The organism is Clostridium sp. TJA085, from assembly GCF_058310235.1.
This window is the reverse complement of the sequence record NZ_JBZEEZ010000004.1, coordinates 94,145-113,484: the sequence shown is the minus strand read 5'-3', so window position 1 is coordinate 113,484 and position 19,340 is coordinate 94,145. Positions and strand designations below refer to the sequence as shown.

Sequence of the window (19,340 nt, the reverse complement as noted above, 5' to 3'; positions counted from 1 at the left end):
TTTAAAAAAGCTTTTAATATAATTTTCTAATTAAGGAATTATAGTATATAATATGGTACTATATAGGTAGAATAATATATTGTTGGAATGGAGAATATATACTAAGAATAATATAAATATAAAATGGAGGAACACGATGGGAATAAAAGATACATTATTACAATTTATGCAAGAAGATGCATATAAACCAATGGACCTTAGTGAATTAACAGCAGTTTTTGATATAAAGTCTAATGAATATAAAGCTTTTAAAAAAGTACTTAAAACAATGGAAAGAGAAGGGTTAATAGTTAGAAACCAAAAAGAAAAATACTCAACTCCGGAGAGGTCAGGTTTAATAACAGGAAGACTTCAAGGACATCCAAGAGGTTTTGGTTTTTTAATATCTGAAGTAGAAGGGGAAAAGGATGTATTTATCTCTGCATCATCTATGAATAGTGCCATGAATGGTGATAGAGTTTTAGTTAAAATAACTAGAGATGATAGAAATGGTAAGAAAAGAGAAGGGGAAGTTGTTGATGTAATAGAAAGAGCTAATAAAACAATTATTGGAGTTTATGAAAGCAGTAGAAACTTTGGATTTGTAGTTCCTGAAGATACAAGATTACATCAAGATATATTTATTTCTAAAAAAGATAAAAATAATGCTACTGATAGTGATGTAGTATTGGTAGAAGTTATTAAGTGGCCTGAAAAAAGAAGAAGCCCTGAAGGGGTAGTTAAAGAAGTATTAGGAAAAAAAGGTGATAAAGGCCTTGATATACTTACAATAATTAAAAAGTTTGGATTACCAGAAGATTTTCCAACTAAAGTATTAACATTTGCAGATTCAATACCAGAAGAAATAGATAAAAAAGAATATGAAAGAAGAACTGATTTTAGAGATGTAAAAATGGTAACTATTGATGGAGAAGATGCTAAAGATTTAGATGATGCTGTATCAATAGAAAGATTACCAGATGGCAAATTTAAACTTGGAGTTCATATAGCCGATGTTACTCACTATGTTAAAGAAAACAATCCTTTAGATAAAGAAGCTTTAAAGAGAGGAACATCAGTATATCTTATAGATAGAGTAATTCCAATGTTACCTAAAAAGCTTTCAAATGGGTTATGTTCTCTTAATCCAAAGGTAGATAGATTAACTCTTAGTTGCATAATGATTATAGATAAAAATGGTAAGGTAGTTGATCATGAGATACATGAAGGTATAATAAGAACAAATGAGAGAATGACGTATACTGATGTAACTAAAATTTTAAAGGATAAAGATGAAGAATTAATAAAAAAATATGATTATCTTTATGATGATTTTTTAGCTATGGAAGAGTTAGCTAATATATTAAACAAAAAAAGAATGAGAAGAGGAGCTATAGATTTTGATTTTGAAGAAGCAAAAATAACTTTAAATGAACTTGGAAAACCAATAGAAATTAAACCATATCCAAGAGAAATTGCAAATAGAATAATAGAAGAATTTATGCTTGCTTGTAATGAAACTATAGCAGAATATATGTATTGGACTAATTTACCGTTTGTATATAGAGTTCACGAAAATCCAGATGAAGAAAAACTTATGAAATTTAGAGAATTTATTTATAATCTTGGATATACAATGAAGATGAGTCAAGATATACATCCAAGATGTCTTCAAGAAGTACTTGAAAAAGTTAAGGGTAAAAAAGAAGAAACAGTAGTTAGTACATTACTTTTAAGATCAATGATGAAAGCTAGATACTCTCCAGAAAGCCTTGGTCATTTTGGATTAGCTGCAAGATATTATTGTCATTTTACATCACCAATTAGAAGATATCCAGATCTTCAAATACACAGAATAATAAAAGAACAATTAAATGGTAAAATTGATGGTGGAAGAGCTAAGAAGCTTATAGGAATAGTTGATTATGCATCAAAACAATCATCAGAAACAGAAAGAGTTGCACAAGAAGCAGAAAGAGAAGTTGATGATTTAAAGAAAGCAGAATACATGGAAGAAAGAATTGGAGAAGAATTCGACGGAATTGTATCTTCAGTTACTTCATTTGGTATGTTTGTAGAACTTCCAAGCACAATCGAAGGTTTAGTTCATATAAATTCATTAGAAGATGATTATTATGTATATGATGAAAATCATCTAGCATTAATTGGAGAAAGAACAAAGAAAATTTATAGACTTGGTGATGAAGTAAAAGTTAAATGTAGCAGAGTTGATATAGAAAATAGAGAAATTTATTTTGATTTATTAGAAGATAATGAAAATGATGAAGACGAAGATACTTTAAAAGAGCTTCAAGAAAAAATACCGTATGTTAAAGGAAAAGTAAAAGAGGCTTTAGCTAATGGTGAAATTGAAGAATTGCTTATTGAAAAGGAATTAGAAGAAGAATAGAATATTTAAATTAAAATAAGGGGCTATATGCCCCTTATTTTAAGATGTTTTTATATTATGTTAAAAAATATATATAAGTAAACTATTAAATTGCAGAATTGATAATAAATAAAATATATAATATAATTTTATTAATGTATAACTTTGTATTTAGAAGTAGGTGAACAAGATGGCAAGAAAGAAAAATTCAAATTCTTTAGTAGAAAATAGAAAAGCGAGACATGATTATTTTATACAAGAAACTATTGAAGCTGGATTAGTTTTAGTAGGAACAGAAGTAAAATCAATAAGAAATGGTAGAGCTAATCTTAAAGATTGTTATGCGGAAGTTAGAAATGGGGAAATTTTTATAAGAGGAATGCATATAAGTCCTTATGAACAAGGTAATATATTTAATGAAGATCCATTAAGAGATAGAAAATTACTTCTTCATAAATCAGAAATTGGTAGATTAGCAGGTCTTGTATCAAGAGAAGGATTAACTCTTGTACCTTTATCATTGTATTTAAAAAATGGAAGAGTAAAAGTTGCTCTTGGAGTTTGTAAGGGTAAAAAGAATTATGATAAAAGAGATTCTTTACTTGAAAAAGCTCATAATAGAGAAATGCAAAGAGAACTTAAAAACAAGAATAGATATTAATTTTAAAGAGTATTTTAGTAATTCTAGAGTACTCTTTTTGTTTTATTGATTTACAAGATAAATTAATGTAAATATTGTATAAATATGTTTATACAACGCTAGATTTAGTATTATAATAGTAAATGTGGAAAATATTGAATAAGCATATCGTTAGGGGGAGCTTATATGGAATTTAATAATAGAAATTTAATTATTAACTCACATGAAAGAAGTAAAAAGTATGGAATAAAAGAGGATATAAAAACATCAAATAAAAGCATTAGAAATGATATATTAGAAAAGCTTCTTAAAGAAAACTGTGAACTTATAAAGACATCAAAAATTTATATGGATATATTTAAAGATGTACTAAGAGATGAAAATTTCATAATAGTACTTACAGATAAAGAAGGATGTATATTACATGTGAGTGGACAAGATAAAGTAATAAAAGAATATGAAAAAGTTAATATAAAAAATGGAATGTATATGGATGAAAAGAATATAGGAACAAATGCAATGGCAATAGCTCTTGAGGAGGATAGACCTGTTCAAGTAACTGCAGATGAACATTATATAGATATATTTAAAAGTTTAACATGTTCTGCAGCACCTATACATGGAATAGATGGAAATATAATAGGAACACTTAACTTAACATCTGATTGGACTAATAAGCATCCACATACATTAGGGTTAGTGTTATTTGGTGTTAAAGCAATAGAAAATGAATTGGAAAGAAGTCATATTAGTGATGTTTTAAAAGAAACCTATAATTATGTAGGAAGTGTAATAAACAATGTTGGAAAAGGAATAATTACTGTTGATTCTGATGGGAATATTAATAATGTAAATAATTTAGCTATAGAATTATTAGATATTGTACAAGGAGATTTGATAGGAAAGAGAATTGAGAGCATTATTCCAGGATGGAATAATATATATATGAGTTTTAAAAGCAAAAACTACAATGCATATATAAAAGAAATGAAATTATTTAATAAAAAAATAGCTTTAAAAATAAAAGCTATAAGATTAAATAATAAAATTGTTGGCGCAGTTATTATAATTACTAATGAAGGTGAAAGAATAATTAATAAAGACTTAGGTGCTTATAAAACTTTTGATGATATATTAGGGGAGAGCGATGCTATATTAAATGTAATAACAAACTGTAAGATAGTAGCCAACAGTCCTTCTACAATATTAATTCAAGGGGAAAGTGGTACAGGAAAGGAAATTTTGGCACAAGCAATACATAATTATAGTTATAGACGAGAAAATAAATTTGTTGCTATAAACTGCGGTGCAATACCAAAAAATTTAATAGAAAGTGAACTTTTTGGATATGAAGAAGGAGCTTTTACAGGAGCTAAAAAAGGTGGGAAAATAGGAAAATTTGAACTTGCAAATGGAGGAACAATATTTTTAGATGAGATTGGAGAAATGCCACTTGAAATGCAAGTACATCTGCTTAGGGTAATACAAGAAGGTAGGATTTGTAGAGTTGGAAGTGATAAGGAAATTCCAATTGATGTTAGAATAATTGCAGCTACAAATAAGGATTTAAAGTCAGAGGTTAACAAAGGTAACTTTAGAGAAGATTTATTTTATAGATTAAGTGTTATTCCAATACATTTGCCGCCTCTTAGAGAAAGAAGTGGAGATGTAGAGAATTTAATAAAGCATTTCTTAAGAGTGAAAGCTTTTAAACTTAATAAAGAAGTTCCTAAAATAAGCGAAAGTTTATATAACAAGTTAATAAATTATTCATGGCCAGGAAATATAAGGGAACTTGAAAATTGTATAGAAAATATAGTTAACTTAGATGGTGATATGTCTTACGAATTTACAGGAGATATATTGAGCAATGAAATTTCTGTAGATACAAGCAAAAGAAAATGTAAAAAAGAAAAAGATATTAATTATGATAATGAAAATGATGATAAAGGAATATATATAAAAATAGGAAATGGATTTAATATAAAAGATATAGAAAAAACTTTAATTGAAAGAGCAATAAAATTTAATGATTATAATATGAGTAAAACAGCAAAGTCTTTAGGGATAAGCAGAAATACTTTGTATTATAAGATAAACAAGTATAGGATATATTAAAATAAAATATGTTAATTAATATTACAATGTCCTAAAAAAATACAGTACAAAAGTATACATGTAATAATATATTACAAAAATATACTTTTTTATTTGAGTTTAATTTGTTAAAAAAATGACATACTTACAAGGTTTTTTGAGAATTTATTTTAAAATAGGAATATTGGCATGGAAGTTGCTAATATATTTAAGTGTTGATAATAAAAATTAGAATTTTGAATATTATGAATTGAGGGGGAGTTTTTTATATGGCAAGATTTACATTACCAAGAGACATTTATCATGGAAAAGGTTCAATAGATGTATTAAAAGAAATAAAAGGTAAGAAAGCCATGATAGTAATGGGTGGAGGATCAATGAGAAGATTTGGCTTCTTACAAAGAATAGAAGACAATTTAAAAGAAGCTGGTCTTGAAGTTCAAGTTTTTGATGGTGTTGAATCAGATCCATCAGTTGAAACAGTTATGAAAGGTGCAGAAGCTATGAGAAGCTTTGAACCAGATTGGATTATAGGCCTTGGTGGAGGTTCACCAATAGATGCTGCTAAAGCTATGTGGATATTCTATGAATACCCAGATTTTACTTTTGAACAAGCTATAGTTCCATTTGGATTACCAGAGTTAAGAAAAAAAGCTAAATTTATAGCTATAGCTTCAACAAGTGGTACAGCAACAGAAGTTACTGCATTTTCAGTAATTACTGACTATAAAGCTAAAATTAAATATCCATTAGCTGATTTTAATATAACACCTGATATTGCTATAGTAGACCCAGAACTTGCAGAAACAATGCCAGCTAAATTAGTTGCACATACAGGTATGGATGCAATGACTCATGCAATTGAAGCATATGTATCAACAATTGCAGATAACTTTACAGATCCATTAGCTCTTAAAGCTATTGAAATGGTTAGAGATAATATAAAGAAATCATATGATGGAGATATGGAAGCAAGAAGTGAAATGCATGATGCTCAATGTTTAGCAGGAATGGCATTTAGTAATGTTTCACTTGGAATTGTTCATTCAATGGCTCATAAAATAGGAGGAGTATTCCATGTACCACATGGATGTGCTAATGCTATATTACTTCCATCAGTTATAGAATTTAACTCAGTAGAATGTGAAGAAAGATATGCAAAAATAGCAAAAATGCTTGAACTTGAAGGAAAGAACAATAAAGAGTTAACAAAATCATTAGTTAAATTAATAAGAAAATTAAATGAAGAGCTAAATATTCCAAAAACATTTAAAGATTATGGAGTAGATGAAGCTGAATTCATATCATATTTAACATACATGGCAGAAAATGCAGTTTTAGATGCATGTACAGCTACAAATCCAAGAAAGATAGACAATGATCAAATGGCTAGACTTTATAAAGCTGCTTTCTATGGAGAAGAAGTTAATTTTTAGTATTTAGTTTCATGGTGAGAAAAGCCTTAGAATACTAGCTAAGCATAAGATTTTTCTTGAAATTTCTAGTGTTAGTCTTGTATTTTAAGACTTTTCTTTTTGAAAATAATCCTTCTATTAATGTGAATAAAGAGGTGTATAAAATTTATGTATAAAATAGTTTCAAAAAGAAAACTTACAGACAATATATATTTAATGGATATAGAAGCTAAGAGAATTGCAAAATCAGCAAAACCAGGACAATTTATAATTATAAAAATAGATGAACACGGGGAAAGAATTCCTCTAACAATAGCAGACTTCGATAAGGAAAAAGGAACTGTTAGTATAGTATTCCAAGTAGTTGGTAAAGGAACTAAAGATTTAGAAAACTTAGAAGTCAATGATTACATAAGTGATTTTGTGGGACCTCTTGGAAGGCCTAGTGACTTCGTGTCAGAAAATATAGAAGATTTAAAGAAAAAAAATATTATATTTATTGCAGGTGGAGTAGGAGCAGCTCCGGTATATCCTCAAGTTAAGTGGATGAAAGAACATGGTATAGATGTTGATGTTATTATAGGTGCTAGAAGTAAAGACATATTAATATTAGAAGATGAAATGAAAAAGGTAGCTAATAATTTATATATAGCTACTGATGATGGGTCATATGGATTTAATGGAAGAGTTACTGATATGTTAAATCATTTAGTTAAGGACTTAGGTAAAAAGTATGATGAAGCTATAGTTATAGGTCCAATGATAATGATGAAATTTACATGTATGTTAACTAAAGAGTTAAATATTCCTACAATAGTAAGTTTAAATCCTATTATGGTTGATGGAACTGGAATGTGTGGTGCATGTAGAGTAACTGTTGGAGATGAGGTTAAGTTTGCATGTGTTGATGGTCCAGAATTTGATGGACATTTAGTTAATTTCGATGAAGCAATGAGAAGACAAGCTATGTATAAAACAGAAGAAGGAAGAGCGATATTAAAGGAAATAGAAGGAGATACACACCATGGTGGATGTGGTCATTGTGGAGGTGAGGACTAATGGATATGAAAGAAAGAATGATTAGAATACCAGTAAGAGAACAAGATCCAAAGATTCGTGCAACTAATTTTGAAGAAGTTTGCTTAGGATATAATGAAGAAGAGGCTATTAAAGATGCTAAAAGATGCCTTCAATGTAAAAATCCAATGTGTAGAAAAGGTTGTCCTGTATCAATAGATATACCAGGTTTTGTTAAAGAAGTTTCAGAAGGAAATTTTGAAGAAGCAGCAAAAATAATTTCTAAATATAGTGCACTTCCAGCAGTTTGTGGTAGAGTATGCCCACAAGAAACACAATGTGAAGGTAAATGTGTTCTAGGTGTAAAGGGAGATGCTGTTTCAATAGGTAAACTTGAGAGATTTGTAGCTGATTGGGCTAGAGAACATAATATAGACCTTTCAGAAAAAGAAGAGTCAAAAGGTAAAAAGGTAGCAGTTATAGGAAGTGGTCCAGCTGGACTTACATGTGCTGGAGATTTAGCAAAAAAAGGTTATGATGTAACTATATTTGAAGCACTTCATGAACCTGGTGGAGTTTTAGTATATGGTATTCCAGAATTTAGACTGCCAAAAGAAAAAGTAGTAAAGAGTGAAATTGAGAATATAAAAAAATTAGGTGTTAAAATTGAAACAAATGTTATTATAGGAAGAACTATAACTATTGATGAGCTTTTAAATGAAGAAGATTTTGATGCAGTATTTATAGGCTCAGGAGCTGGACTTCCAAGATTTATGGGAATTAAGGGCGAAAATGCAAATGGAGTATTTTCAGCAAATGAATTTTTAACAAGAGTAAATTTAATGAAAGCATTTAAAGATGAATATGAAACTCCAGTAAGAGTAGGTAAAAAAGTAGCTGTTGTAGGCGGTGGTAATGTTGCTATGGATGCTGCAAGAACAGCACTTAGACTTGGCGCTGAGACACACATTGTATACAGAAGAAGTGAAGCAGAACTTCCAGCAAGAATAGAAGAAGTTCATCATGCAAAAGAAGAAGGAATAATATTTGATGTTTTAACTAATCCAACTGAAATATTAACAGATGAAAATGGATGGGTTAGTGGAATGAAATGTGTAAAGATGGAACTTGGAGAACCAGATGAATCAGGTAGAAGAAGACCTGTAGAAGTTAAGGGATCAGAATTTGTTATGGATGTTGATACTGTAATAATGTCTCTTGGAACATCACCTAATCCATTAATTTCATCAACAACAAAAGGACTTGATATAAATAAAAGAAAATGTATTGTTGCAGAGGAACACACAGGTAAAACTTCAAGAGAGGGAGTTTATGCTGGAGGAGATGCAGTAACAGGTGCAGCAACAGTAATTCTTGCAATGGGTGCAGGTAAAGATGCTGCAAATGCAATAGATGAATATTTAAGTAAATAAGTAAGTAAGTATAAATCCTTAATTGTATTATTAAATACAATTAAGGATTTTTTGTTTATTAGAATATAAATTAAATGATATAAATAAAATTTGTATTAATTAAAATTATTTTAGTTTATAATTTAGTAAAAAATTATTTAGAAATAAATTTAATTTTATAATAAATTTATTAATTTAATTTAATTAATAGATTTTTATATGTCTAAAATGTAAACAATAAGTTTAAAATAAGAAATTTTTTAAAATATATAGTACAATGTTATGTGTTCAATGTAAACATTAAACACATTGAATTTACATAATATTTTACTAAATTGGACAGAAAGGAAGGCTTGAAATGAATAATAAGAAAAAAGGAATCTCTCTTGTGTTGATTGCAACTCTTTTTTGGGGCATGATGGGTGTTACAAGTAGAACACTTGCAAATTCAGGAATAGATTCAATGAGTATTTCATTTTTCAGATGCTTAATAGCATCAATAGGATTTTCAATATTTTTATTAATTTTTAACAGAAAAGCATTTAGTATTGATTTAAAAGGAATTATAATTAGTGGTATTTATGGAATAGTTACCTTTGGATTATCATTCACTACGTTTAATATTGCAGTGGAAAGAGTACCAATTGCTGTTGCAACAGTACTTATGTTTACTAATCCAATATGGGTAACTATATTTAATGCAATATTTTTTAAAGAAAAAATAACTGCAAGAAAAGCAATAATAATATTACTTGCAATAACTGGTTGTATATTAATTTCAAACATATTTGGTGTTGGACTTGAAAATCTTGACATAGTAGGTCTTTTAATAGGACTTTCAACTGGAATATTATTTGCCCTACAACTTGTAATACCTAGATTTTTTGTCGGTACATATTCAAAGGATAGTATGCTTATATATGGATTTATATTTAGTACAATAGCATTAGCATTCTTTACAAACTTTGATGCAATAGGAACAGCCGTAACAAATAATGCATCACCTGCATTTGTTATAGCTAACATATTATCAATAGGTGTATTAAGCACATTTATAGCTAATATAGCATATGTAAAAGCAACTGATTATATAGAAACAGGAGTAGCATCAGTACTTGTTGCGTTAGAGCCGGTATTAGGTAGTTTTTTTGCTTACTTAGTATATGGTGAAACATTAACTGTATTCCAGTTACTTGGCGGTTTATTTATAATAGCAGCTGCAATATGGTTATCACGAATTTCAGATTAAATAAAAATTTTAAAAAGCTACTAGATAAGTTTGGTATCTAGTAGCTTTTAGTATATATTAAATATATAGAATGTTTTAAGTATATTTAAGGGGAAATATTTAAATAGGGAGGCTTTTAGCTATGAAGTCTAAAAATACTAAAGAAAAAATAAATGTATTAAGCTTAATAAATAATACATATAAAAATTTTAAAATAAATTTTTGGGCATGTACATATTTTGAAATGTGTTATCGAATTTTAACTGCTTTTATATTTGCACCAATTATTTATTTTATACTTAAGTATTTTATGAAAATAGAAGGATTTTTCTCTTTGACTAACAAGGATTTTATAACATTTGGTTTAAGTATTAAGGGATTAATATGTATATTTTTATTACTTATTATGGCTTTTGGTATGATTTTTATTGAGATAGGTGCACTTACATATATTGGGGTAGAATCTCATAGAGGAAATAAGGTTAAGGTTATAGATAGTATATTTAATGTATTTGGTATATTAAAAAATATAATTGATGTAGGTATAATCCCACTTATATTAATTACAGGTGTTATAGGGCCCTTAACAGGAGTTGGACTTTGTAGTTCACTTATTAGAGATTATTCAATACCTCCATTTATAACTATAGAACTTAAAAAAACTTTATTAGGAAAGGGTTTATTAGTCTTAATAGGGTTAACTTTAATATTTTTATTATTAAGATGGATACTTTCAATTCCAATAGTTGTTATTGAAAAAGTAAAAGGAAAAGATGCAATAAAAAGAAGTAATAAATTATATAAGAAAAATAAATGGTTAATATTAAAATCTATTCTTTTATTTGAAATAGTTTTAATATTGGTTTCAATAATAATAGTTTCAATATTTTTATTTGGTGGAATTTCAATTGGAGAATATATATTAGGACCAGAATCTTATGCTAGCAAAATGGTTCTTGGATTTTTATTAATTTTATTTTTTATTATTTTTGTAATAATAACTATTCTAATAACTCCTCTTTTTGTAAGTTTTTTAGTTGAACTTTACTATAATATTCAAAAAGATAATGTAGAAGAGAGAGTATTTAAAACATTTGAGGATTACAAAAAAAATTCCTTATATAATTTTTCAAAAATAGGATCAACTTGGTTCGTATTTGTACTTATAATTTGCTTTACTATTTATAGTGGAACAATTGCTTATGGAACAGTATTTAATAGAGTAATTAATGATAAGGCTCAAATAACTGCACATAGAGGAGCAAGTAAAGATGCACCAGAAAATACTTTATCAGCAATAAATGAAGCCATAAAGCAAGGAGCTAATTTTGCGGAGATTGATGTACAAACTACAAAAGATGGAAAAACTATATTACTTCATGATAATACATTTAAAAGAACTTCAGGAGTACACAAAGCTCCAAAAGATTTAACTTTAGCTCAAATAAAAGAGTTAGATAATGGGTCATTTTTTTCATCTAAATATAAAGGGGAAAAAGTACCAACATTAGATGAAGTTTTAAAAAAGTCAAAAGGGAAAATAAAGCTTAATATTGAACTTAAGCCAAAAGGAAAAGATGATAAGTTAGTTGAAAATGTTAATAAAATAATAGAAGAAAATCATATGGATAATGATGTTATAATATCTTCAAATAACTTTAATTCTCTTCAAGAGATGAAAAAAATTAATCCTAAAATAAAAGTTGGATACATTGTTCTTGCAGCGTTTGGAGATTTTGAAAACTTAAATGTAGATTTTTTTAGTATGGAACAATCTTTAATAAATTCAAAGACCGTTTATGCTCTTCATGCAATAGGGAAAGAGGTTCATGCATTTACTATAAATGATAAAGAAAGTGCAGAAAAGATGTTAAGGTTAGGTGTAGATAATATAATTACTGATAATGTAAAACTCATTAAAGATACAGAAAAAGAAATGAAAGAAGAAAAGCATTATGATTATGTAACCTTTTATTATGAATCTATTATAAGTATAATAAATTATACAAAAATTTAATTAAATTGGTTGCAAAAACTTAAAAAAATGATATTATATAGTAAAAGAAAATTTAATATTGATAATCCGTTTTAGAAGGAAGAGTAGGTAAGTTAAGCTTTATTAAAGAGAGTTAGTGATGGTGAGATACTAGCAAGAAGAAATTTATTGAATGGACCTTTTAGGAATAAAACGAAATCTATTTTTAGAGAGTAGCATTTATGGTGGGCTGCACCTTATAGCAGATAGAGTATGATAGTACTTGAATTTTAGAGTGGTGATTAATACATAATTAATCACAATTTAGGTGGCAACGCGGAAAGTTTATTCGTCCTATGATTTAGTTCATGGGGCGTTTTTTTATTAATAAAAATTAAAGGAGGTGATTTAAGTGTTATGAAATGGTGAAGAACTAGGAGAATGGATGAAAAATAAAAAATTAAGTAGAAAAGGAGAAATATATATGAGAAATATTGAAAAAACAAAAAAAATGATAATTAATGCATTATTACTAGGAATAGGTGCTATACTTCATCAAGTTACACCAGCACTTGGATTACCTATGCAACCAGATTTTGCTCTTATTATGTTATTTATAATTATGATGATAAATAAAAATAATTATAAAACATGCTTAATATCAGGAATAATTACAGGAATATTTACAGCAATGACAACTAAGCTTCCTGGTGGACAACTCCCTAATATGATAGATAAGTTAGTTACAGTTAATTTAATGTTTATCCTTATTATGATAATAAATAAAATGAAATTAATAAAAAATATTTCAGAAAATAAGAAAAAAGTTATTGAAAGTTTAATAATATTTCCAATTGGAACTTTAGTTAGTGGATTAACATTTTTATTATCAGCAAGTATTTTAGTTGGGTTGCCAGCAGGCTTTACTTCATTATTTGTTGTAGTTGTAATTCCAGCAATAGCAATAAATTTAGTAGTAGGATTTTTCTTATTTAGAATTATAAAAAGTTCTATGAAAGCTATAAGTTTAAAAGAAAATTAAATATAAAACAATTAAAATAAATAATTTATAAAGTTAAAACTGATATTATATTAAATTTTATTGTTATAGATTAAATTGTTTAATATATTTAGTCTATAATAATTAGTTTTTAGTTTAATATCAGTTTTTTTATGATTTTGTGAAAATTTTAGGAGAAAATTGGAAGAGGTTGAATGAATAAAATGTTTATATTATAATAAAATTGTTGCTAAATTATTAAAATTGTTAACAAATAAAATTGAGATAAATGAGAGGTGTTTTTTTGAAAAGTAAAAAATTAAAAATGATAATAAAAGCGGCTTTAATTATGTTTGCTATATCATCTGCACCATTTTTCGAAAATACAACAACTGCAGATAGTATATCAAACTTAGAAGAGCAATTTTTATCAGTAACTGAAGGGTATGGAAGTGAAGAAGTAGTTGTAGAAAATGGAGTTTCATTAAAATTTGGTGAAACTTTAAATTTATCAAAATATAAAAATGCTAAAATGTCAAATTCAGACATAGTATCAATTAGCAACACAGGGGTTGTTACACCTAAAAAAGAAGGAACTGTTTATTTAAGTAAAAAGATTGGAAATAAAGTTCATGTAATAGAAATTTATGTTTCTAATAGTAAATCGTTTTATTCTTCTAATTCTCCAAAAGAAGTGGATAGAAGTTATTACAAAGTATTTATAGATCCAGGACATGGTGGGCATGATGATGGAAGCTCTGCTTTTGGACTAAAAGAAGATGAGTTAAATTTAAAAATAGGATTAAAGATACAAAAGAAATTAGAAGAGAAAGGTATAGAAGTTAAAATGAGTAGAACTTCTGATATATATCTTTCATTAGATGAAAGAGCAGAAATGGCAAATCAATATGGAGCAGATATATTTGTATCAAATCATATAAACTCATTTGAGAAAGAATCAGCTTATGGAATGGAAACATATTATCATAAAGATAAAATAGCTCATAAACCATTAAGTGATGATATACAAGATAATGGAATAAAGGAAACTGGAGCATTTAATAGAGGTGTTAAAAATGCTAATTTTGCAGTTTTAAGAGAAAGTGAAATGCCATCATCACTTTTTGAAGCTGGATTTATTTCAAATAAAGAAGAATCTAATAAGTTAAGGGATGAAAAATATCAAGAAAAACTAGCAAAGGCAGTTGCAGATGGAGTAGAAAAATATTTAAAAGATAATATAAAATTAAATGGAAATAATTCAACTCCAGAAGTTAAACCAGAGGACAAGCCTATAGAAAAACCAACTGAAAAGCCTGATACCTCAATAAAAACAGGAACAGTAACAGCAAGTGCATTAAATGTAAGAAGTGGAGCATCAACAAGCTCGTCAATAAAAGGAAGTTTAAACAGGGGAAGCAAAGTAGAAATAGTATCAACATCAAAAGGATGGCACAAAATAAAATATAAAGGCTCATATGGATATGTATCATCAGATTATGTAAAAATAAATGATTCATCCTCAAATAGTAATAATAGTTCATCAAATAATAAACCAGAGAGTACAGTAAAAACAGGAACAGTAACAGCAAGTGCGTTAAATGTAAGAAGTGAAGCATCAACAAGCTCGTCAATAAAAGGAAGTTTAAGCAGGGGAAGCAAAGTAGAAATAGTATCAACATCAAAAGGATGGCACAAAATAAAATATAAAGGCTCATATGGATATATATCAGCAGATTATGTAAAAATAAATGATTCATCCTCAAGTAGTAACAATAGTTCATCAAATAACAATAGTAGCAATAATAAACCAGAGAGTACAGTAAAGACAGGAACAGTAACAGCAAGTGCATTAAATGTAAGAAGTGAAGCATCAACAAGCTCGTCAATAAAAGGAAGTTTAAGCAGGGGAAGCAAAGTAGAAATAGTATCAACATCAAAAGGATGGCACAAAATAAAATATAAAGGCTCATATGGATATATATCAGCAGATTATGTAAAAATAAATGATTCATCCTCAAGTAGTAACAATAGTTCATCAAATAACAATAGTAGCAATAATAAACCAGAGAGTACAGTAAAGACAGGAACAGTAACAGCAAGTGCATTAAATGTAAGAAGTGAAGCATCAACAAGCTCATCAATAAAAGGAAGCTTAAGCAGAGGAAGCAAAGTAGAAATAGTATCAACATCAAAAGGATGGCACAAAATAAAATATAAAGGCTCATATGGATATGTATCAGCAGATTATGTAAAAATAAATGATTCATCCTCAAATAGTAACAATAGTTCATCAAATAACAATAGTAGCAATAATAAACCAGAGAGTACAGTAAAGACAGGAACAGTAACAGCAAGTGCATTAANCATCAAAAGGATGGCACAAAATAAAATATAAAGGCTCATATGGATATGTATCAGCAGATTATGTAAAAATAAATGATTCATCCTCAAATAGTAACAATAGTTCATCAAATAACAATAGTAGCAATAATAAACCAGAGAGTACAGTAAAGACAGGAACAGTAACAGCAAGTGCATTAAATGTAAGAAGTGGAGCATCAACAAGCTCATCAATAAAAGGAAGTTTAAGTAGAGGAAGTAAAGTAGAAATAGTATCAACATCAAAAGGATGGCACAAAATAAAATATAAAGGCTCATATGGATATGTATCAGCAGATTACGTAAAAATTTAATAATATAAATTACAGCTATTAAAACTATATTTAAAATAATAGTTTTAATAGCTTTTTAAAATTAAGTATGTAAAATTTTTCAATAAGTCTTTAAAAATAAAACAAAAAGGAAATAATAAAAATGATTAAAAATTTTTAGTTTAATATGCAGAATTTTTAAAAGAATGCTAAGTTGACAGTTAAGTTTATGTACTATATAATTATTTCATAAAGCAAAACTGAATATAGCGTTTTACAAATTAAACTTACAACATGGGGATGTTTTGGCTTCGACGGGGGTAAGTGAGATTTGGTAAGCGGGCCGAGGGAAGCATGGTGCCTCGATAATAAAGTATGCATTAAATATAAACGCAGAAGACAATTTTGCACTAGCAGCTTAATAAACGCTGCTCATCAGCCCCGGGTTGCCCACGACTTGGGATGTCTGGTGTCATTATTAGTGGGGAACCGAGCTTAGCAAAGCTTTGAGCTAGGAACGGAACTTATGAAGCTAGCGAACATGATGCCTGTCTGTAGGCGTTCATGTAAGCGAATTTTAATATATAGACTACGCTCGTAGAAAGCTGAATTAAACTACTTTCGGACACGGGTTCGACACCCGTCATCTCCACCAAATAATTTATAATATAATGGAAAACTTTTTATTGAGGTTTTCCATTATTTTTATTTTCAAACAATTATATATTTTTAATTAGCAACTAGTATATTAAAAAAGTAATTTTATAATTTCATATAAGTTAATAAATTTTAATAAAAATATATAGTAAAAAGGACTCTACTGCAATAATAGAGTTCTTTTTTATATTAAAAAACACATTTAATTTATTTATAAAATATAATTATATTAAAATAATTTTGATATAATTTAAAACAATACTTTACAAATATTGATAATAAATTTATAATAAGAATGTTTGTGATTAATTTTTGATTAATAAGAAAATTATACTCAAATTTAAATTAAAAATCATAAAAGAATAAAGAGCAATCTACTAAAAGTGAAGTGTATTTATTTTAACATAGATGAACATAGTAATATTAAAGTTGTCGCACTTAAAAGGAGGATAAAAATGAAATATATCATTGGAATCGTAGGATTATTTGTTGTTTTGGCACTTGCGTGGGTTGCTAGTAGTGATAAGAAAAATGTAAAATACAAGCCTGTTATTATAATGCTTATTTTACAATTTATATTTGGTTTTGGATTACTGAATACTCAGTTAGGAAATTATTTAATAGGTGGTATAGCAAATGGTTTTGAATCATTGCTTACATGTGCTGGGGAAGGAGTAAATTTTGTATTTGGTGGCTTAGTAAATAATGATCAATTCTCATTTTTTATTAGTGTTCTTTTACCAATAATTTTTATTTCTGCTTTAATAGGTATTTTACAATACTTGAAAATACTTCCTTTTGTAGTAAGGGGAATAGGTGTAGTTTTAAGTAAAATTAATGGAATGGGTAAATTAGAATCTTATAATGCTGTAGCATCAGCTATACTTGGACAATCAGAAGTATTTATCTCAGTGAAAAAGCAACTTGGCTTATTACCTAAACATAGATTGTACACTCTTTGTGCGTCAGCTATGTCAACAGTATCAATGTCAATAGTTGGTTCTTACATGGTTCTTTTAGAGCCTAGATATGTTGTAACAGCACTTGTTTTAAACTTGTTTGGTGGATTTATTATAGCATCAATTATAAATCCTTATACTGTAACAGAAGAAGAAGACATTTTAGTAGTAAATGAAGAAAATAAACAAACATTTTTTGAAGTTCTTGGAGAATACATTTTAGATGGGTTTAAAGTAGCTGTTATAGTAGCTGCTATGTTAGTTGGATTTGTAGCAATAATTGCTATGATTAATATGATATTCAAATGGATTTTTGGTATTAGCTTCCAAGAAATACTTGGATATTTATTTTCTCCAATTGCATTTTTAATGGGTGTACCTTTTAATGAATCAATACAAGCTGCTAGTGTAATGGCAACTAAGTTAGTATCTAATGAATTTGTTGCAATGAACTTATTAAAAAGTGGAAGTATACATTTATCAGCAAGATCAATTGGTATTGTTTCTGTATTCTTAATCTCTTTTGCAAACTTTTCATCAATTGGAATTATTTCAGGAGCAGTAAGAGGTCTTCATGAAGAGCAAGGAACTGTAGTTGCACGTTTTGGATTAAAATTATTATATGGTGCAACCTTAGTAAGTATATTAACAGCAACTATTGTTGGGTTAATTATATAAAATAAAACATATTAAAAATTTATATTTTATTATACATATAAAAATAATAGTACATAAAAACAGCAATGATATTTTAAATATTATTGCTGTTTTATTCTTATAAGTTACTTTAAAAAGAAAGATTTAAATAAGAGAATTAATACTTTAAAAATATAATTTTATAAAATTAAAAAGAAAAGAATTAAATAATGTGGATAAGAAAAAAGAAGGTTGATATAATAGTCTATATTAATAACGAAGGAGAAAATAAATGAAATATTATTTTGCACCAATGGAAGGAATAACTGGTTATATATATAGGAACGCTTACAAAAAGTTTTTTGATAATATTGATAAATATTTTACACCTTTTATTGTTCCAAATAATAGTAGAAGTCTTAAAACCAAAGAACTTAGAGATATATTACCTGAAAATAATAAAGGTATAAATATAGTACCCCAAATACTTACTAATGATTCAGAAGGATTTATTTTTACTGCAAATAAATTAAAGCAATTAGGATATGATGAAATTAATTTAAATTTAGGGTGTCCATCAGGAACTGTTGTTGCGAAAAATAGAGGTTCAGGGTTTTTAGCAAAAAGAGATGAATTAGATAAATTTTTAGAGGAAATATTTAAAATAGATGATATGAAAATTTCTATAAAAACTAGAATAGGAAAAGATACTCCAGATGAATTTTATAAACTTATAGAAATTTATAATAAATATCCTATGGAGGAATTAATTATTCATCCTAGAACACAAAAAGATTTTTATGGAAATAAGCCTAATTTAGAAGTATTTAGAGATGCTTTAAAATTAAGTAAAAATAATATATGTTATAACGGAGATATTTTTACAAAAGAAGATAATGATAAATTAATTAGAGAATTTAATCAAGTTAATAAATTTATGTTAGGAAGAGGAATACTTGCTAATCCAGGATTAATTAATGAAATTAAAAATAACGCATTTATAGATAAAAAGACATTAAAGAATTTTCATGATGAAGTTTTTAATGAATATAGGGAATTATTTAATGAAGATAGAAATGCTATATTTAGAATGAAGGAATTGTGGGGATATATGGTTCATATATTTTCAGATAATAAAAAGTACGCTAAAAAAATAAAAAAAGCACAAAAATTAGATGCTTATAATGATGCTGTTTCAAGCTTATTTGAGGAACAAGAAATTATAAAAGGAGCTGGATTATTTACTAATCAAGGTTAAAAATAATTTTAATTAAAGCATTAC

General features: G+C 27.4%; 13 protein-coding genes and 1 other RNA gene. All 14 read left to right on the top strand.

What is annotated here, in order from left to right; genetic code table 11:
• Positions 1 to 136 precede the first annotated feature (136 nt).
• The 14 genes from rnr to AC4FQW_RS10915 all read left to right on the top strand — a co-directional run bounded on the left by rnr (position 137) and on the right by AC4FQW_RS10915 (position 19,316).
• Positions 137 to 2,389 (top strand): ribonuclease R, encoded by a 2,253-nt coding sequence (gene rnr, locus AC4FQW_RS10980; protein ID WP_491149061.1) that lies wholly within the window; start codon positions 137 to 139, stop codon positions 2,387 to 2,389.
• A gap of 169 nt (positions 2,390 to 2,558) precedes the next feature.
• Complete coding sequence (gene smpB, locus AC4FQW_RS10975) at positions 2,559 to 3,029, top strand: SsrA-binding protein SmpB (protein WP_303130200.1); 471 nt, start codon at positions 2,559 to 2,561, stop codon at positions 3,027 to 3,029.
• A gap of 165 nt (positions 3,030 to 3,194) precedes the next feature.
• On the top strand, positions 3,195 to 5,126 hold the full coding sequence (locus AC4FQW_RS10970) for a sigma-54-dependent Fis family transcriptional regulator (protein ID WP_491149059.1): 1,932 nt from the start codon (positions 3,195 to 3,197) through the stop codon (positions 5,124 to 5,126).
• 248 nt (positions 5,127 to 5,374) lie between these two features.
• On the top strand, positions 5,375 to 6,541 hold the full coding sequence (locus AC4FQW_RS10965; RefSeq protein ID WP_303130196.1) for an iron-containing alcohol dehydrogenase: 1,167 nt from the start codon (positions 5,375 to 5,377) through the stop codon (positions 6,539 to 6,541).
• Positions 6,542 to 6,688: 147 nt separating this feature from the next.
• Positions 6,689 to 7,579 (top strand): sulfide/dihydroorotate dehydrogenase-like FAD/NAD-binding protein, encoded by an 891-nt coding sequence (locus AC4FQW_RS10960; RefSeq protein WP_303130194.1) that lies wholly within the window; start codon positions 6,689 to 6,691, stop codon positions 7,577 to 7,579.
• Positions 7,579 to 8,970 carry an NADPH-dependent glutamate synthase gene (gene gltA, locus AC4FQW_RS10955; protein ID WP_491149057.1) on the top strand — a complete coding sequence of 464 codons (1,392 nt, stop codon included), beginning with the start codon at positions 7,579 to 7,581 and terminating at the stop codon, positions 8,968 to 8,970. Before AC4FQW_RS10960 ends, gltA begins: the two co-directional genes overlap by 1 nt.
• 337 nt (positions 8,971 to 9,307) lie before the next feature.
• Positions 9,308 to 10,198, top strand: coding sequence for a DMT family transporter (locus AC4FQW_RS10950; RefSeq protein ID WP_491149056.1), 891 nt, complete (start codon positions 9,308 to 9,310; stop codon positions 10,196 to 10,198).
• Positions 10,199 to 10,319: 121 nt separating this feature from the next.
• Entirely contained in the window at positions 10,320 to 12,194 is a 1,875-nt protein-coding gene (locus tag AC4FQW_RS10945) for a glycerophosphodiester phosphodiesterase family protein (protein ID WP_491149054.1), read from the top strand.
• Between the two features lie 403 nt (positions 12,195 to 12,597).
• Entirely contained in the window at positions 12,598 to 13,194 is a 597-nt protein-coding gene (locus tag AC4FQW_RS10940; protein ID WP_491149052.1) for a tryptophan transporter, read from the top strand.
• Between the two features lie 247 nt (positions 13,195 to 13,441).
• On the top strand, positions 13,442 to 15,550 hold the full coding sequence (locus tag AC4FQW_RS10935; RefSeq protein WP_491149051.1) for an N-acetylmuramoyl-L-alanine amidase: 2,109 nt from the start codon (positions 13,442 to 13,444) through the stop codon (positions 15,548 to 15,550).
• On the top strand, positions 15,540 to 15,848 hold the full coding sequence (locus AC4FQW_RS10930; RefSeq protein WP_491149140.1) for an SH3 domain-containing protein: 309 nt from the start codon (positions 15,540 to 15,542) through the stop codon (positions 15,846 to 15,848). The genes AC4FQW_RS10935 and AC4FQW_RS10930 overlap by 11 nt, the downstream gene beginning before the upstream one ends.
• A 254-nt stretch (positions 15,849 to 16,102) precedes the next feature.
• Positions 16,103 to 16,461, top strand: a transfer-messenger RNA (tmRNA) gene (gene ssrA / locus AC4FQW_RS10925).
• Positions 16,462 to 16,918: 457 nt separating this feature from the next.
• On the top strand, positions 16,919 to 18,100 hold the full coding sequence (locus AC4FQW_RS10920; protein WP_491149049.1) for a NupC/NupG family nucleoside CNT transporter: 1,182 nt from the start codon (positions 16,919 to 16,921) through the stop codon (positions 18,098 to 18,100).
• A 250-nt stretch (positions 18,101 to 18,350) separates the two neighbouring features.
• Positions 18,351 to 19,316 (top strand): tRNA dihydrouridine synthase, encoded by a 966-nt coding sequence (locus AC4FQW_RS10915; RefSeq protein WP_491149047.1) that lies wholly within the window; start codon positions 18,351 to 18,353, stop codon positions 19,314 to 19,316.
• The last annotated feature ends 24 nt before the right edge of the window (positions 19,317 to 19,340 follow it).

What these genes read in the sequence shown, in the direction of transcription:
- AC4FQW_RS10920 (WP_491149049.1), top strand. Translation starts at nt 16,919, where the DNA reads ATGAAATATATCATTGGAATCGTAGGATTATTTGTTGTTTTGGCACTT.
- smpB (WP_303130200.1), top strand. Translation starts at nt 2,559, where the DNA reads ATGGCAAGAAAGAAAAATTCAAATTCTTTAGTAGAAAATAGAAAAGCG.
- AC4FQW_RS10960 (WP_303130194.1), top strand. Translation starts at nt 6,689, where the DNA reads ATGTATAAAATAGTTTCAAAAAGAAAACTTACAGACAATATATATTTA.
- AC4FQW_RS10915 (WP_491149047.1), top strand. Translation starts at nt 18,351, where the DNA reads ATGAAATATTATTTTGCACCAATGGAAGGAATAACTGGTTATATATAT.
- rnr (WP_491149061.1), top strand. Translation starts at nt 137, where the DNA reads ATGGGAATAAAAGATACATTATTACAATTTATGCAAGAAGATGCATAT.
- AC4FQW_RS10950 (WP_491149056.1), top strand. Translation starts at nt 9,308, where the DNA reads ATGAATAATAAGAAAAAAGGAATCTCTCTTGTGTTGATTGCAACTCTT.
- AC4FQW_RS10945 (WP_491149054.1), top strand. Translation starts at nt 10,320, where the DNA reads ATGAAGTCTAAAAATACTAAAGAAAAAATAAATGTATTAAGCTTAATA.
- AC4FQW_RS10940 (WP_491149052.1), top strand. Translation starts at nt 12,598, where the DNA reads ATGAAAAATAAAAAATTAAGTAGAAAAGGAGAAATATATATGAGAAAT.
- AC4FQW_RS10965 (WP_303130196.1), top strand. Translation starts at nt 5,375, where the DNA reads ATGGCAAGATTTACATTACCAAGAGACATTTATCATGGAAAAGGTTCA.
- gltA (WP_491149057.1), top strand. Translation starts at nt 7,579, where the DNA reads ATGGATATGAAAGAAAGAATGATTAGAATACCAGTAAGAGAACAAGAT.
- AC4FQW_RS10970 (WP_491149059.1), top strand. Translation starts at nt 3,195, where the DNA reads ATGGAATTTAATAATAGAAATTTAATTATTAACTCACATGAAAGAAGT.